This window comes from Paenarthrobacter sp. NyZ202, assembly GCF_049860755.1.
Lineage (GTDB): Bacteria > Actinomycetota > Actinomycetes > Actinomycetales > Micrococcaceae > Arthrobacter.
In genome coordinates, this window is the sequence record NZ_CP187556.1 from 2,469,890 (window position 1) to 2,484,037 (window position 14,148).

Genomic DNA, 14,148 nt, shown 5'->3' on the forward strand with positions numbered 1-14,148 from the left:
AAGTCTCCCGAATCGGTGGTTTGCATTGGGAACTCTGGACTTTTACAGACATAATGTCCTTGTGACATCTGCGACCCATGCCCCCAGTACCCCGGCGCACCCGACGCTGAACCGCCCTAATCTGGTTTCTGTTGGAACCGTAGTTTGGCTGTCCAGTGAGTTGATGTTCTTCGCCGGCCTCTTTGCCATGTACTTCACCCTGCGCTCCACCTCCGGAGTGATGTGGGCCGAGGAGACGGCCAAGCTCAACTTCCCGTTTGCGCTCGTCAACACGATCGTCCTCGTGGCAAGTTCATTCACTTGCCAGATGGGCGTCTTCGCCGCCGAGAGGCTTGAACCGCGCCGCACGGGCGGTCCGCTGCAGATCAGCCGCTGGGGCATGAACGAATGGTTCATCCTTACGTTCATCATGGGCGCTTTCTTCGTAGCCGGCCAGACCACCGAATACGCGATGCTCGTCTCCGAGCACGTTTCCCTGTCGTCCAATGCGTACGGTTCTGCCTTCTACATGACCACGGGCTTCCACGGCCTCCACGTCCTCGGCGGCCTGATCGCATTCCTCTTCATCATCGGCCGCGCCTTTGCTGCCAAGAAGTTCGGGCACTTTGAAGCCACCTCCGCGATCGTCACCTCGTACTACTGGCACTTCGTCGACGTCGTGTGGATCGGCCTCTTCCTGGTCATCTACGTCCTCAAGTAGCCCGGCTTTGACTCTTTTTCTACAAGAGGCAGAATTTCAAGAAGCGGCTCACGGAGCCGACGCAGGATCGAATAAAGGAACCACCACGTGAAGGCACTCTCGCAGAAGCGACGTCACCCACTGGCAGCCATAGCGCTGCTGCTGATGGGCCTCCTCCTCACTGGTGGGCTTTACGCCGTTGCCACATCTGTCAACCAGGCCAAGGCCGACACCACCAGCTACAGCGCCAGCGACGTAGAAGAAGGCGGCAAGCTCTTTGCCGCCAACTGCGCCACTTGCCACGGCATGGGTGCCAGCGGAACCCAGGACGGGCCCTCGCTGGTCGGCGTTGGTGCCGCTGCTGTTGACTTCCAGGTTGGCACCGGCCGTATGCCCATGCAGATGAATGGCCCGCAGGCCCAGAAGAAGCCCCTCCAGTTCAACGAAGAGCAGACCACGCAACTGTCCGCCTATGTTGCATCCCTCGGCGCGGGTCCGGCCATTCCGGAAGAGCACCTCCTGGACGAAAAGGGAGATGCAGCCAACGGTGGCGAGCTCTTCCGGGTCAACTGCGCCATGTGCCACAACGCAGCAGCCGCCGGCGGTGCACTGACCCGCGGCAAGTTTGCTCCCGCCCTTGCCGATGTCACCGGCAAGCACATCTACGAAGCCATGGCCACGGGTCCGCAGAACATGCCCGTGTTCAGCGACTCCAACGTCACCCCGGAAGACAAGCGCGACATCATCACCTTCCTGAAGACGATTGAAGCGAACGGCTCTCCGGGCGGTGCCGACCTCGGCTCCCTGGGCCCTGTTGCTGAAGGCCTGTTTGTCTGGGTCGCCGGCCTCGGTGTCATCATCGCCTTCACCATCTGGCTGACGTCCCGTACGTCCTAGTCCGGACGGGCAAAATTTTCTGCTGCACGGTCAGCAGTTTGGAACTGAACATTAACTCGGCGAAGGCCGAGACAACGAGAGAAGGATGAGGCGAATTATGGGCAACCATAGTGACGGCAGTCCGAACCACTCGGGCACCGTAGCTACGGCTGGTCAGAATGAGGTGGAGAAGTTCCAGGATCCTGGTCTTCCTCCGCATCGTTTGCGCCTGGCTGACACGGACCCGGTAGCCGCAAAGCGTGCCGAGCGTCAGGTAGCCATTCTGTTTGGCACTTCCGTTATCGGAACGCTGGTCTTCCTGGTGGCGTACTTCGCCATCGATCTTGGCGATGACTCGAGCATCGCCACCATCCGCACGCAGAACCTGCTTCTGGGTCTGGGAACGGCCTTCGCCATGCTGGGCATTGGTACCGGCATCGTGCACTGGGCCAAGGCCCTGATGCCCGATCACGAGGTCTCGGAAGAGCGCCACGCAATCCGTACCGAGGACGACCGCCAGGCTGCAGTCCGGATCGTGGACGACATCGTCGAGGAAACCGGTATCAAGCGCCGTCCGCTGATCCGCAACACCCTTCTCGGCGCAGTTGCCCTGGCCCCCCTGCCAGCGCTGGCCATCTTCGGTGACCTGGGTCCCCGCCCGGACGACAAGCTTGCCCACACCATGTGGGCACCCGAGGGCGGCAAGCTCAAGCGCCTGACCCGCGATCCTGATGGCACCCCCATCAAGGCCTCGGACGTCACCATCGGTTCGGCCTTCCACGTCATTCCGGAAGGCCTGAACGAGCTCCATGAAGGCAAGCTCAACGAGAAAGCCAAGGCAGTCGTGTTGTTGATGCGCCTTGACCCCAACTCGCTGAACCCTTCACCGGGCCGTGAAAACTGGGGTTACAACGGCATCGTTGCCTACTCCAAAATCTGCACCCACGTTGGTTGCCCTGTCGCTCTGTACGAGCAGCAGACGCACCACCTGCTGTGCCCGTGCCACCAGTCCACGTTCGACCTCACGCAGGAATGCAAGGTCATCTTTGGACCGGCAAGCCGTCCGCTCCCCCAGCTGCCCATCGCAGTTGACGCAGAGGGCTACCTGGTCGCCACCAGCGACTTCAAAGAACCTGTAGGACCGAGTTACTGGGAGCGTGACGAGCATGAGCGCCTCATCAACAGCTGAAGCCCCCTTCGTAGCGAAGACCAAGGTAGGACGTTTCACTGACTTTGTTGACCAGCGCGTGGGTGGCTCCGGCATCCTGCGTGAGTTCGGCCGCAAAGTCTTTCCCGACCACTGGTCATTCATGTTCGGTGAGGTGGCGCTGTACTCCTTCGTCATCCTGCTGCTGTCGGGTACATTCCTGACGTTCTTCTTCGATCCGTCGATGGCGGAAACCCACTACCAGGGTTCCTACACGCCGTTGTACAACGTCGAAATGTCCGTGGCCTACAGCTCTTCGCTGAACATCTCCTTCGATGTCCGCGGCGGCCTCTTCATGCGCCAGGTCCACCACTGGGCAGCCCTCCTGTTTGTTGCTTCCCTCGGTGTGCACATGCTGCGCGTGTTCTTCACGGGCGCATTCCGCAAGCCGCGCGAAATGAACTGGGTTGTGGGCGGTGTCCTGCTGATCCTGGCGATGGCAGCAGGCTTTACCGGCTACTCCCTCCCCGATGACCTGCTGTCCGGCAACGGCCTGCGCATCATCGACGGCGTCATCAAGTCCATCCCGGTGATCGGCACCTACATCTCGTTCTTCCTCTTTGGCGGCGAGTTCCCGGGTACGGCCATCATTGGACGCCTCTACGTGCTGCACATCCTTCTGGTGCCTGCCCTCATCCTGCTGATGATTGTCATCCACCTCTTCATGGTTGTTGTTCACAAGCACACCCAGTACCCCGGCCCGGGACGCAATGACGGCAACGTCGTCGGCTACCCCCTTGGCCCGGTCTACGCGGCGAAGGCCGGCGGCTTCTTCTTCATCGTGTTCGGTGTGGTTGCCCTCATGGCTGCAGCCTTCACCATCAACCCGATCTGGAACTACGGACCGTACGACCCCTCCCCGGTGTCTGCAGGTACCCAGCCTGACTGGTACATCGGTTTCGTCGACGGCGCCTTGCGACTCATGCCCGGTGTCATCAACGACTTCCACTTCGAGTACGTGATCTTCGGCTACACGCTGACGCTGAACGTCCTCCTGCCGGCACTGGTTCCCGCAGGCATTATCTTCACCGTCCTGTTCATGTACCCGTGGATCGAGCGCTGGGTAACCAAGGATGACCGTGAGCACCACGTGCTTGACCGTCCGCGCAACGCTCCTACGCGTACTGCGATTGGCGTAGCAGGTTTCACCTGGTACTGCGTGATGTGGGCTGCTGCAGGTTCCGACCTCATCGCGACGCACTTCCATGTGTCCCTGAACGACGTCACTTACTGGCTGCGGGCTTTGTTCTTCATTGGCCCGGTCATCGCGTTCGTTGTCACCAAGCGCATTGCCCTGGCTCTCCAGCGCAAGGACCGTGAGATCGCACTCCACGGCCGTGAGACCGGTCGCATTGTCCGGCTCCCCCACGGTGAGTTCATCGAGGTCCACGCTCCGCTGGACGAGTACAAGCGCTACAAGCTTGTTGGCTTCGAGTCCCCGGCTCCGATCCCGGCACAGCCGAACGAGCACGGCGTCGTCACCCGCAAGGAGAAGCGTCGGGCCGCACTGTCCAAGTGGTTCTTCGAGGACCGCGTCGCTCCCGCCACCCCGGCGGAGCTGGAAGCGGCACACGCCCACGGACACGGCCACCACGAGGCCGTTGAGGCTGGCGAAAGCCAGAAGACCCTCAGCCACTAGGCACCGCCAGGCAGAAGAAGGGCCCGGTGTTTGGATCTCATCCAAACACCGGGCCCTTCCCGTTTAACCCGTCCAAGGGCAAGTGAGCCTGGAGCGCTGCCCCTGAGGTCCTACTGGCTCCGGTAACCCGATGAGTAGTTGCGTGTTGGCCTCACTCCTGGACGCTGCAGCGGGACCCACAACTTGTACCGGTCGGCCCGATAGTAGGACACCGAGTAGTCGACCATGGCGCGGGCAACAAACGCGTGCCGCTGGATCTTCAGCAAGGGGGAACCTACGTCAACGTTCAGCAGCCGTGCCGTTGAAGGCGAGGCGGCGGTGGCCTCGATCATGTCTTCGCCCCACTCCATGACGAGCCCGAACCGTTCGCTGAGGACGTTGTACAGCGACGTCGGCGGGGCTTCGTCCAGAAGCCCCGGAACGCGGTGCGCAGGAATGAAATTCTCATCCACGCTCATGGGTTCATTGTCGGCCAGCAGAAGCCTCCGGAAGCGGACCAATGGCGTCCCCTCATCCAACTGCAGTTCGCGCGCCAGGAAGGCACTCGCAGCGATTTGCTCGAAGCTCAGTACCTTGGCCGCAGGCACCATTCCGCGGCGTTGCATTTCCTCGCTGTAGGAGGTCAGTTTTACCTGAAGGTCCAGCTTGGGCTTACGGACGAAGGTCCCAAGCCCGACGACCCGCTCGATGACTTCTTCGCCGACCAGGGCATCAATGGCCTGGCGGACGGTCATTCGGGCGAGGCCAAAGCGGAGCGACAGGTCGCGCTCCGAGGGAAGTGACGAACCCGGAGGGCAGGACTCAGCGATGAAGGCCCGCAGGATCTCGCGGAGCTGGATGTAGATCGGAACGTTGCTGGAACGATCGATGTCCCCCACGATGCTTGTTGCTTCAGCCATGGCAGGACCCGTCATGCGGCGTGGTGGTCATACATCAAGATTAGGACAGAGCCGACCGAGGTCTAGACCAGTAGGAGCTGCTATTACGACGGAAGCTTGCAGGCCGCTACGCTTGAAGGGATTAAATCAAGGACGGCTCGACCGTCGTACTAGAGGAGCCGGTTTGCCGGAGTTGAAATCCTTTGTTGCCGCAGACATCGGACTGCATGCCCGAGCTGCGGCAGCCTTCGTCCGCGCAGTCAATGAAGCAGGGTTCGCCGTAACGATCCGGAAAGTGGACGGTGACGCGGTCGATGCAGGATCTCTGCTGGAGGTCATGACCGAAGACTTCGGCCACGGCTGCGGAGTCCTGCTGGAAGTCCCTTTGGAGGCCCTTGAAGAGCATCAAACCATCGAAGAGGCCCAGAGGGTACTCCAGCAGCTTTCAGCCGTTCTGGAAGCCCCTCAGGGGCGCTGAAGCAGCAAGCTGAATCAACAAAAGGGATGGGCCCCACCGAAAGGTGGGGCCCATCCCTTTTGATTTGACGCTGCTGCTAGTGGGCGTGGTCGCCGCGGCTGTATTCGAAAACCCAGCCAACGAGTGCAACCAGGGCCAGGCCACCGGCAACGTAGGTTACCCAGAAACCTACTGCCAGGCCCAGGAAGCCACCGGCGCAGGCAAGGCCGAGAACCAGCGGCCACCAGCTCCAGGGACTGAAGTGCCCCTGCTCGCCGGCGCCTTCGTGAATCTCAGCGTCGGGGCGGTCTTCCGGGCGCATGCCTACGCGCTTCCCGGTGAAGCCAAGGTAGGCACCGATCATGCCTGCGAGTCCACCGACCAGCAGGATGCCCAGGATGCCGACCCATTCAGCCCATTCGGTCAGGAACCCATAGGCGATGGCGACGGGGACGAAGAAGAAGACTCCGGCTCCGAAGAGCCACGATTCGATTTTCACTTGCGGACGTCCTTCTGGTCAGCGTTACCGAGCAGCACTGCTGCCGGGTCCGGGGACTGGGCGGTGTGAACCTGGGCCAGCTCCGGGTGGTGGAGGTCCAGGGCCGGCCGCTCAGAGCGGATACGGGGCAAGGAGGTGAAGTTGTGGCGCGGCGGCGGGCAGGACGTAGCCCACTCCAGCGAGGCACCGAAGCCCCACGGGTCATCCACTTCCACCTTCTTGTTGCTGCGCCACGTGATGTACACGTTCCAGAAGAACGGCAGGAGCGAAGCACCCAGGACGAAGGAGGAGATGGTGGAGAACTGGTTCATCCACGTGAAGTTGTCCTGCGGCATGTAGTCCGCGTAACGGCGGGGCATACCTTCAACGCCCAGCCAGTGCTGGATAAGGAACGTGCCGTGGAAACCCAGGAACAGGAGCCAGAAGTGGATCTTGCCCAAGCGCTCGTTCAGCATCTTTCCGGTCCACTTGGGCCACCAGAAGTAGAAGCCGGCGAACATGGCGAAGACGACCGTACCGAACACCACGTAGTGGAAGTGGGCCACAACGAAGTAGGAATCGGAGACGTGGAAGTCAAGCGGCGGGGATGCAAGGATGATGCCCGTGAGGCCACCGAAGAGGAAGGTCACCAGGAAGCCGATGCTCCACAGCATGGGGGTTTCGAAGGTGATCGAACCCTGCCACATGGTGCCGATCCAGTTGAAGAACTTCACGCCGGTCGGAACAGCGATCAGCATGGTCATGAAGGCGAAGAACGGCAGCAGGACAGAGCCCGTGACGTACATGTGGTGTGCCCATACCGTGACGGACAGAGCGGCGATGGCGATCGTTGCGTAGACCAGGCCCTTGTAACCGAAGATCGGCTTGCGGCTGAAGACCGGGAAGATCTCCGAGACAATACCGAAGAACGGCAGCGCGATGATGTAGACCTCGGGGTGGCCGAAGAACCAGAAGAGGTGCTGCCAGAGGACGGCTCCGCCATTTTCGGGATCGAAGATGTGGGCACCAAAGCGGCGGTCCGCACCGAGGGCGAACAGGGCTGCTGCCAGCGGCGGGAAGGCCATCAAAACCAGGATGGCCGTGACCAGCGTGTTCCAGGTGAAGATGGGCATGCGCCACATGGTCATGCCCGGGGCACGCATGCAGATGATCGTGGTGATGAAGTTCACCGCGCCAAGGATGGTGCCAAAGCCGGACAGAGCCAGGCCGAAGACCCAGAGGTCACCGCCAACGCCGGGGCTGAACGTGGTGTTTGACAGCGGTGCGTAGGCGAACCAACCGAACGAAGCAGCACCCTGCGGGGTGATGAAGCCGGAAACGGCGATGGTGGAGCCAAACAGGAAGAACCAGAATGCCAGTGCGTTCAAGCGCGGGAACGCAACGTCAGGGGCGCCGATCTGCAGCGGCATGATGACGTTCGCAAAGCCGGCAAACAACGGCGTTGCGAACATCAGCAGCATCACGGTGCCGTGCATCGTGAACATCTGGTTGTACTGTTCCTTGGTCTGCAGGATCTGCATGCCCGGTTCAAACAGTTCAGCACGGATCAGCAGCGCCATGACGCCGCCAAGGCAGAAGAACACGAACGACGCAATCAGGTACATGTACCCGATCGTTTTGTGGTCGGTCGAGGTAATCCAGTTGACGACGATGCGCCCCTTGGATTTAGGAACTACGGGAGTCTCGAGGACTCCGGCGGTTTGAGTGTACGTAGCCACGTCGCTTCCCTTACTTGTTTTCGTTCAGGTTCGGGTTGCGGTCATATTCCGCACCGAGCAGGCCCGTGTTGCCTTCCTGGCGCAGCTTGTCCATGTGGGCCTGGAATTCAGACTCGGAGACAACCTTTACGCGGAAAAGCATTTCGGAGTGGTATTCACCGCAGAGTTCAGCACACTTGCCATCGAAGGTGCCTTCCTTGGTGGGCGTGAACCTGATGTAGTTCGTCTTGCCGGGGATCATGTCGCGCTTCTGGAGGAACGCCGGAACCCAGAAAGAGTGGATGACATCGCGGGAGTTGAGCTCAAGGTCAACCGACTTGCCGACAGGCAGGTAAAGGGTGGGGAGCTGCTCAAGGTCGACTTCGGCACCCGTCAGGTGCGCCTGGACGCCGGCCTCGTGGACGTCCTCCGTGATGACGTCGCCCTTCTTGTAGTTGAAGTCCCAGGCCCACTGCTTGCCGCGGACGTCAACAACGACGTCGGCAGGCTGCGATCGGTCATCGATCGCGCGCTGGTCCTGGTCCGTGAAGTAGAAGAACACCAGGACCATGAAGAGCGGAATGGTCAGGTAAAAGACTTCAAGCGGCAGGTTGTAGCTGAGCTGCTTGGGGAAACCCGTGGTGCCCTTGCGGCGGCGGTAGGCAATGATGCACCAGACCAGCAGGCCCCACGTGATGATACCGACTGCCAAGGCGGCGATCCATGAGTTGACCCAGAGGTCCATGATCCGGTCAGTGTGGTTGGTGGTGCCGCGCTCTGTAGGCAGCCAACCCTTCTCTACCTCTGGTGAACATCCGGTCAAAACCAACGCGCCGGCTAGTGCCAAGCCAGTGATCGAGGTGATCTTTTTGCGTCGGCTGCCGGTTCGGTTCTGCGAACTCACAGACGGCCCTTCCTCTTGTTGCTGTCTCCCGGCAGGCCAAAGGCCCACCGGGCACACTAAAAAGTTTTACTACCCGATGTAGAGCTTACCGCTATGAAGCGGTTTTCGCGCACATGTCGGCGCCGTGGCTCGGAATGCGCGGGGACGCACCGTGCCAGGCGCCGACATGAGGCGGAGGCTCCCGTCAGTGGAACGAATCGCCACAGGCGCAGGACCCGCCGGCGTTCGGGTTGTCGATGGTGAAGCCCTGCTTCGAAATGGTGTCCTCGAAGTCAATGCTTGCGCCACTGAGGTACGGGACGCTCATCTTGTCGACAACCACCTCGACGCCGTCGTAGTCACGCACGGCATCTCCGTCCAGCAGGCGCTCGTCAAAGTAGAGCTGGTAGATCAAGCCCGAGCAGCCGCCCGGCTGGACTGCAACGCGCAACCGCAGGTCGGTGCGGCCTTCCTGTTCCAGGAGGCTGCGGACCTTGCCTGCTGCGACGTCGGTCAGGTTGACCTCGTGCGTGGGAAGCTCGTCGCTGGGGGCGAGCTGGGCTCCGGTGCTGTTTTCGTTGGTTGCAGTGCTCATTGGCCTACCTTCTTATGACGCTTTCGGCAGCAGCGCCGGAACGCCGCTTACCCTGACCCAATAACGTACGGGTTATAGCTCCATGCTACGTCGCGCAGACGCCCAGCTATAACTCCAGACGTAACCAGTCCCGGCTTTTGATTGTTCCCCGTGGCCGGAGTGCCCGGCAGGACCCTACCCACGGAGCGAAGTGCCTCAGGCTTCCAGTCCGTCGGCGTTGAGCCGGGCCAGCATCAGCGCCTCGGCGAGAACCGCATTCCGGAAATCGCCGATGTGCAGGGATTCGTTGGCGCTGTGGGCCCGTGAGTCCGGGTCTTCCACCCCGGTGACCAAAATACTGACGTCCGGGTAAACCTCGGTCAGGTCCGCGATAAAGGGGATGGACCCACCGATTCCCATTTCCACGGGTTTCACGCCCCATGCCTCTTCCAGCGCCCACAAGGCCACCTTGGCGGCCGCGGACGATGTATCGGTGGAGAAAGCGTCGCCCCGCTCCCCCGGCGTGAACGTTACAGCAGCACCGAAGGGCACGTTGGACTCGACATGCAGCCGCAGGGCCTCCATGGCAGCGTCCGGGTCTTGGCCGGGCGCAAGGCGCATGCTGAATTTGGCCTTGGCAGCAGGAATCAAGGTGTTCGACGCAACCGCCACCGCAGGAACATCGATGCCAATGATCGAGAGTGCGGGTTTGGTCCAGAGCCTGGAGGCGATGGAACCGCTTCCGGCGAGCTTCACGCCGTCGAGCACTGATGCATCGGCGCGGTATTCCGCCTCGGTGAGGTCGACCGCTACGTCATCCCGGGCAACCAGCCCTGCGACTGCAACGTTGCCGTCGTCGTCGTGCAGGGTGGCAATCAGGCGTGCCAGCACGGTTGGCGCGTCCAGCACGGGACCGCCGAACATGCCTGAATGCACGGCGTGCTCGAGGACCCGGACCTCAAACGTTCCGTCCACCAAGCCACGCAGGCTGGTTGTCAGCGCCGGTACGCCGACTTTCCAGTTGCTGGAGTCGGCCACCACGATGACGTCGGATCGAAGCAGCTCCCGGTGCTCCTCGAGGAAAGCACGGAACGTCGGCGACCCGGCTTCCTCTTCACCCTCGAAGAAGAACGTCACCCCGGTTCCGAACGCATCACCGAAGACTTCAGACACCGCGCCAAACGCAGCCAGGTGAGCCATGATGCCGGCTTTGTCGTCGGCAGCTCCCCTGCCATAGAGACGCCCCTCCCGTTCTTCCGCAACGAACGGCTCCGAATGCCACAGGGAAGCATCTCCCGGGGGCTGGACGTCGTGGTGGGCGTACAGCAGGATGGTCGGCTGCCCTTCCCGGGCGGGACGGCGCGCGACGACGGCAGGCCCACCGGGGGTACCGTCCGCTTTGTTGCACCGCAGGATCCTGACGTCTTCCATACCGCTCTTGCGGGCCAGGGCAGCCACGGCCTCGGCACTACGGTCCAGGTGCGCGGGATCGAAACTCGACCAGGCAATGCCCGGTATGGCCACCAGGTCCTTCAGGGTGGCAAGCGTTGAGTCGAAGGCGCTGTCCACCGCGCGGGCAAGTTCCCCTGCACGCACTGTGTCGTGCAAGGAACCGGCCGGGGTATCGCCTGGATTCTGTTGCTGTGTATGCGGGGTATCCGCATGCTCTGGAGTCATGCCCAAACTCTACAACCGGCGCTGCGGTGCGGTATGCCGTGATGGCCTGCGGCCGCGTGCAGCCCGCTACTCCGGGAGCGTAAGGACTTCCACCCCGTCGGATGTAATGGCCACGGTGTGCTCGCTGTGCGCCGTCCGGCAGCCGCTCGCACTGCGCAGCGTCCAACCGTCGGGATCGGTCACCAACTGATCGGTGTCCGCCATCACCCACGGCTCCAGGGCCAGCAGCAGCCCGGGGCGGAGCTTGTAACCACGGCCCGGCCGCCCAAGGTTGGGTACGTGCGGGTCCTGGTGCATGGTGGAACCAATGCCGTGGCCGCCGTATTGGGTATTGACCGAATAGCCCGCCTGGGTAAGGACCGAGCCGATGGCGTAGGAAATGTCGCCAATGCGTGCCCCGGGTCCAGCAGCAGCTATGCCTGCGCGCAGCGCCTCTTCCGTGGCGGCGATCAGGGGATCGCCGCCCGGGGACGCCGGGTCCCCCACCACGAAGCTGATGGCCGAGTCTGCGGCGACTCCTGCCAGGGAGACCGCCAGGTCCAGCGACACGAGGTCACCAGCGGCAAGGGTGTAGTCGTGGGGCAGCCCATGCAGCACTGCGTCGTTGACGGACGTGCAGATGTAGTGCCCAAAGGGCCCCCGCCCAAAAGACGGCGCATAGTCCACATAGCAGGACACGGCACCGGCCTCTTTGATCATGACCGCCGCCGCGCGGTCAAGGTCCAGCAGATTTGTGCCCGGAGTGCTCTGCTGCTTCAAGGCTTGCAGGATGGCGGCAACCAGGGCTCCCGTCCGCCTGGCCCGGGAAATTTCGGCAGCCGACAGTATTTCAATCATGGATGGCTTCTTCCTCGCTGGCCAATAACTATCCCGGCCATATTATCCCGGTACTATAATTGGGGCCATGGTCAGGTTGCCTTTGACACCGGATGAAGTTGAACGCGGACAGCGGCTCGGAGCCCTCCTCCGCAATGCCAGGGCAGGGCGCTCCATGCTCGAAGTCGCACTCGAAGCCAACGTCTCACCCGAGACGCTCCGCAAAATCGAATCGGGCCGGGTGGCAACACCGTCGTTTCCCACCGTCGCGGCCATCGCCGACGTCCTGGGCCTTTCACTGGACGCCGTATGGACAGAGATCAGCCCAGGTCCCGCCGGGCCGCACGCAACGCATGCCCGTCTCGCTTCCTGACCCCGCGTAACCTGCGCCACCCCCTTGCGGGTATTCTGTTGTGGTGTTCGGACGCAAAAAGGAAGAGCCCAGCGCTCAATCAGCAGTAGACCAGCCCCAGGCCACGCAGCCGGTTGTCGGCAAGGGCACTCCCACGCCCAGGCGGAAGGACCAGGAAGCCGCCCGCAAGCGGCCCCTCGTTCCGACAGACCGGAAAGCTTCCAAGGAAGCCGAACGCATTGCCATCCAGGACCAGCGGCAAAAAATGCGCCAGGCCCTGGATACCGGCGACGAGAAGTACCTGCCGCTCAGGGACAAAGGGCCGCAGAAGAGGTTCACCCGGGACTACGTTGACGCCCGCTTCAGCCTCGGCGAATACCTGATGTTCGGCGCCTTGCTCTTCGTCATCATCTCCCTCGTTGTTCCCTCCACCAGCGAACAGATCACCTACGTGCTGGTGGGCTTCTGGATCATGTTCCTGGCAGTGTTCGTGGACGTTTTCATTCTCTCCCGCAAGCTTAAGAAGCGCCTGGGGGAAAAGTTCGGAGAAGTGGAGCGCGGTACGGTCTGGTACGGCTGCATGCGCGCACTGCAGTTCCGCAAGCTCCGCCTGCCCAAGCCCCAGGTCAAGCGCGGCCAGTACCCTTCGTAGCCCCCAACCGCAAGGTTCCCAAGACCACCAAGAAAGCCCCGGACCTGGCGGTCCGGGGCTTTCTTGGTGGGCCTTAGGTCACGCGGCCCGGTTGCGACGAAGCTTCACCAGGCCCTTGTTGATGCGGGAGGCCCAAAAAGGTCCCTCGTAAAGGAAGGCCGTGTACCCCTGGACGAGCGTGGCGCCGGCATCCAACCGGTCCTGGACATCGCGGGCAGTTTCAACACCACCTACGGCAATCAGGACCAGCTGGTCGCCGACTGCTGCCCTGAGCTGCTTCAGGACCTCCAGCGAGCGTCGCTTCAGGGGTGCTCCCGAAAGGCCTCCAGCGCCCAGCGATTCAACTTTCCCCTGGTCGGAGAGCAGGCCGTCCCTGCTGATGGTTGTATTGGTGGCGATGATGCCGTCAAGCTTCAGGTCCAACGCAAGGCGCGCGACGTCGTCGATGTCCTCATCGCTGAGGTCGGGCGCTATCTTGACCAGGAGGGGCACGTGCCGCCCGGCTGCTTCGTCTGCAGCGTCCCCGACGGCCCGCAGGAGCGGCCGAAGCGTTTCAACGTTCTGGAGCAGCCGCAGACCGGGAGTGTTGGGAGAACTGACGTTGACCACCAGGTAATCCGCCGCGGGAGCGAGATTGCGTGCGCTCACCAGATAGTCCTCCACAGCGTCTTCCAGCTCGACCACCTTGGTCTTGCCGATATTCACTCCGATGACCGGCCGCACTCCCGCGTGCCGCCGCTGCAAAGCGGCCTTCGCCGACTTCAGGCGGGGAGAAACCGCAACTGCGCCGTCGTTATTGAAGCCCATCCGGTTGATGACCGCGCGGTCCTCGATCAGGCGGAACAGGCGTGGCTTTTCGTTGCCCGGCTGGGCCTGACCCGTAATGGTGCCCACCTCAACATGCCCGAACCCCAATTCTGTAAGGGCTTCGATGCCGTGGCCTTCCTTGTCGAAACCGGCAGCCAGGCCAAACGGCGATGGGAAGGTCAGGCCCAATGCTTCGGTCCGCAGCACGGGGCTCGGCGCCGTCAACCTCGCCAGCAGCCGCCCGGCACCGGTACGGTTGGCGGCCCGGATCGCCTGGAAGCCTATCTTGTGTGCTTGCTCGGCATCCATCCACGAGAAAGCCAGTTTGAAAAAGGTGGGGTAAACACGCATGGTCCTAGTTTTCCGGTTCTGCCACTGCTCGCCAAACCGGCGACCTGGCGTGCGGCTATGTGTAGGCCACGGGGAACACCATGATGACAAGGATCAGGTGGGCT

Annotated in this window: 15 protein-coding genes; 7 read left to right on the forward strand and 8 right to left on the reverse strand. The window is 62.0% G+C overall.

The annotated features are described in order from the left end of the window. The first annotated feature begins 25 nt into the window (after window positions 1-25). The 4 genes from ACPFL9_RS11420 to ACPFL9_RS11435 all read left to right on the forward strand — a co-directional run bounded on the left by ACPFL9_RS11420 (window position 26) and on the right by ACPFL9_RS11435 (window position 4,401). Window positions 26-700, forward strand: a complete 675-nt coding sequence (locus tag ACPFL9_RS11420) for a cytochrome c oxidase subunit 3 (protein WP_426002744.1) — start codon at window positions 26-28, stop codon at window positions 698-700. A gap of 87 nt (window positions 701-787) precedes the next feature. Beyond that, on the forward strand, window positions 788-1,576 hold the full coding sequence (locus ACPFL9_RS11425) for a c-type cytochrome (protein ID WP_426002745.1): 789 nt from the start codon (window positions 788-790) through the stop codon (window positions 1,574-1,576). 97 nt (window positions 1,577-1,673) lie between these two features. Further along, window positions 1,674-2,744 carry a Rieske 2Fe-2S domain-containing protein gene (locus ACPFL9_RS11430; RefSeq protein WP_426002746.1) on the forward strand — a complete coding sequence of 357 codons (1,071 nt, stop codon included), beginning with the start codon at window positions 1,674-1,676 and terminating at the stop codon, window positions 2,742-2,744. After that, on the forward strand, window positions 2,722-4,401 hold the full coding sequence (locus tag ACPFL9_RS11435; RefSeq protein ID WP_426002747.1) for a cytochrome b: 1,680 nt from the start codon (window positions 2,722-2,724) through the stop codon (window positions 4,399-4,401). Before ACPFL9_RS11430 ends, ACPFL9_RS11435 begins: the two co-directional genes overlap by 23 nt. A gap of 110 nt (window positions 4,402-4,511) precedes the next feature. Here the strand turns inward: ACPFL9_RS11435 and ACPFL9_RS11440 are convergent, their stop codons facing one another. Further along, window positions 4,512-5,300, reverse strand: coding sequence for a GntR family transcriptional regulator (locus tag ACPFL9_RS11440; RefSeq protein WP_426002748.1), 789 nt, complete (start codon window positions 5,298-5,300; stop codon window positions 4,512-4,514). A gap of 163 nt (window positions 5,301-5,463) precedes the next feature. On the opposite strand from ACPFL9_RS11440, the gene ACPFL9_RS11445 reads away from it, so the two are divergent. Further along, window positions 5,464-5,757 (forward strand): HPr family phosphocarrier protein, encoded by a 294-nt coding sequence (locus ACPFL9_RS11445; RefSeq protein WP_426002750.1) that lies wholly within the window; start codon window positions 5,464-5,466, stop codon window positions 5,755-5,757. 76 nt (window positions 5,758-5,833) lie between these two features. On the opposite strand, the gene ACPFL9_RS11450 is transcribed toward ACPFL9_RS11445, so the two are convergent. The 6 genes from ACPFL9_RS11450 to map form a co-directional block, all read right to left on the reverse strand. Continuing rightward, on the reverse strand, window positions 5,834-6,235 hold the full coding sequence (locus tag ACPFL9_RS11450; RefSeq protein ID WP_426002751.1) for a cytochrome c oxidase subunit 4: 402 nt from the start codon (window positions 6,233-6,235) through the stop codon (window positions 5,834-5,836). Then, window positions 6,232-7,953 (reverse strand): cytochrome c oxidase subunit I, encoded by a 1,722-nt coding sequence (gene ctaD / locus ACPFL9_RS11455; RefSeq protein WP_426002752.1) that lies wholly within the window; start codon window positions 7,951-7,953, stop codon window positions 6,232-6,234. The genes ACPFL9_RS11450 and ctaD overlap by 4 nt, the downstream gene beginning before the upstream one ends. A 10-nt stretch (window positions 7,954-7,963) precedes the next feature. Beyond that, a complete protein-coding gene (coxB, locus tag ACPFL9_RS11460; RefSeq protein ID WP_426002753.1) occupies window positions 7,964-8,836 on the reverse strand; it encodes a cytochrome c oxidase subunit II in 873 nt (290 codons plus the stop codon). A gap of 184 nt (window positions 8,837-9,020) precedes the next feature. After that, a complete protein-coding gene (locus tag ACPFL9_RS11465) occupies window positions 9,021-9,410 on the reverse strand; it encodes an iron-sulfur cluster assembly accessory protein (protein WP_347107546.1) in 390 nt (129 codons plus the stop codon). Window positions 9,411-9,605: 195 nt separating this feature from the next. Then, the gene (locus ACPFL9_RS11470; protein ID WP_426002754.1) at window positions 9,606-11,066 is read right to left on the reverse strand and encodes a dipeptidase; all 1,461 of its coding nucleotides are present in this window, start codon (window positions 11,064-11,066) and stop codon (window positions 9,606-9,608) included. A 66-nt stretch (window positions 11,067-11,132) separates the two neighbouring features. Next, window positions 11,133-11,903: a type I methionyl aminopeptidase gene (gene map, locus ACPFL9_RS11475; protein WP_426002755.1), complete on the reverse strand. Its 771-nt coding sequence runs from the start codon at window positions 11,901-11,903 to the stop codon at window positions 11,133-11,135. Window positions 11,904-11,970: 67 nt separating this feature from the next. Here map and ACPFL9_RS11480 point away from each other — a divergent pair, with 67 nt between their 5' ends. Further along, window positions 11,971-12,255, forward strand: coding sequence for a helix-turn-helix domain-containing protein (locus tag ACPFL9_RS11480; protein WP_426002756.1), 285 nt, complete (start codon window positions 11,971-11,973; stop codon window positions 12,253-12,255). A 43-nt stretch (window positions 12,256-12,298) separates the two neighbouring features. After that, window positions 12,299-12,886, forward strand: coding sequence for a DUF3043 domain-containing protein (locus ACPFL9_RS11485; RefSeq protein WP_426002758.1), 588 nt, complete (start codon window positions 12,299-12,301; stop codon window positions 12,884-12,886). A 78-nt stretch (window positions 12,887-12,964) separates the two neighbouring features. Here the strand turns inward: ACPFL9_RS11485 and ACPFL9_RS11490 are convergent, their stop codons facing one another. Beyond that, on the reverse strand, window positions 12,965-14,044 hold the full coding sequence (locus tag ACPFL9_RS11490; RefSeq protein WP_426002760.1) for a quinone-dependent dihydroorotate dehydrogenase: 1,080 nt from the start codon (window positions 14,042-14,044) through the stop codon (window positions 12,965-12,967). Window positions 14,045-14,148 lie beyond the last annotated feature (104 nt).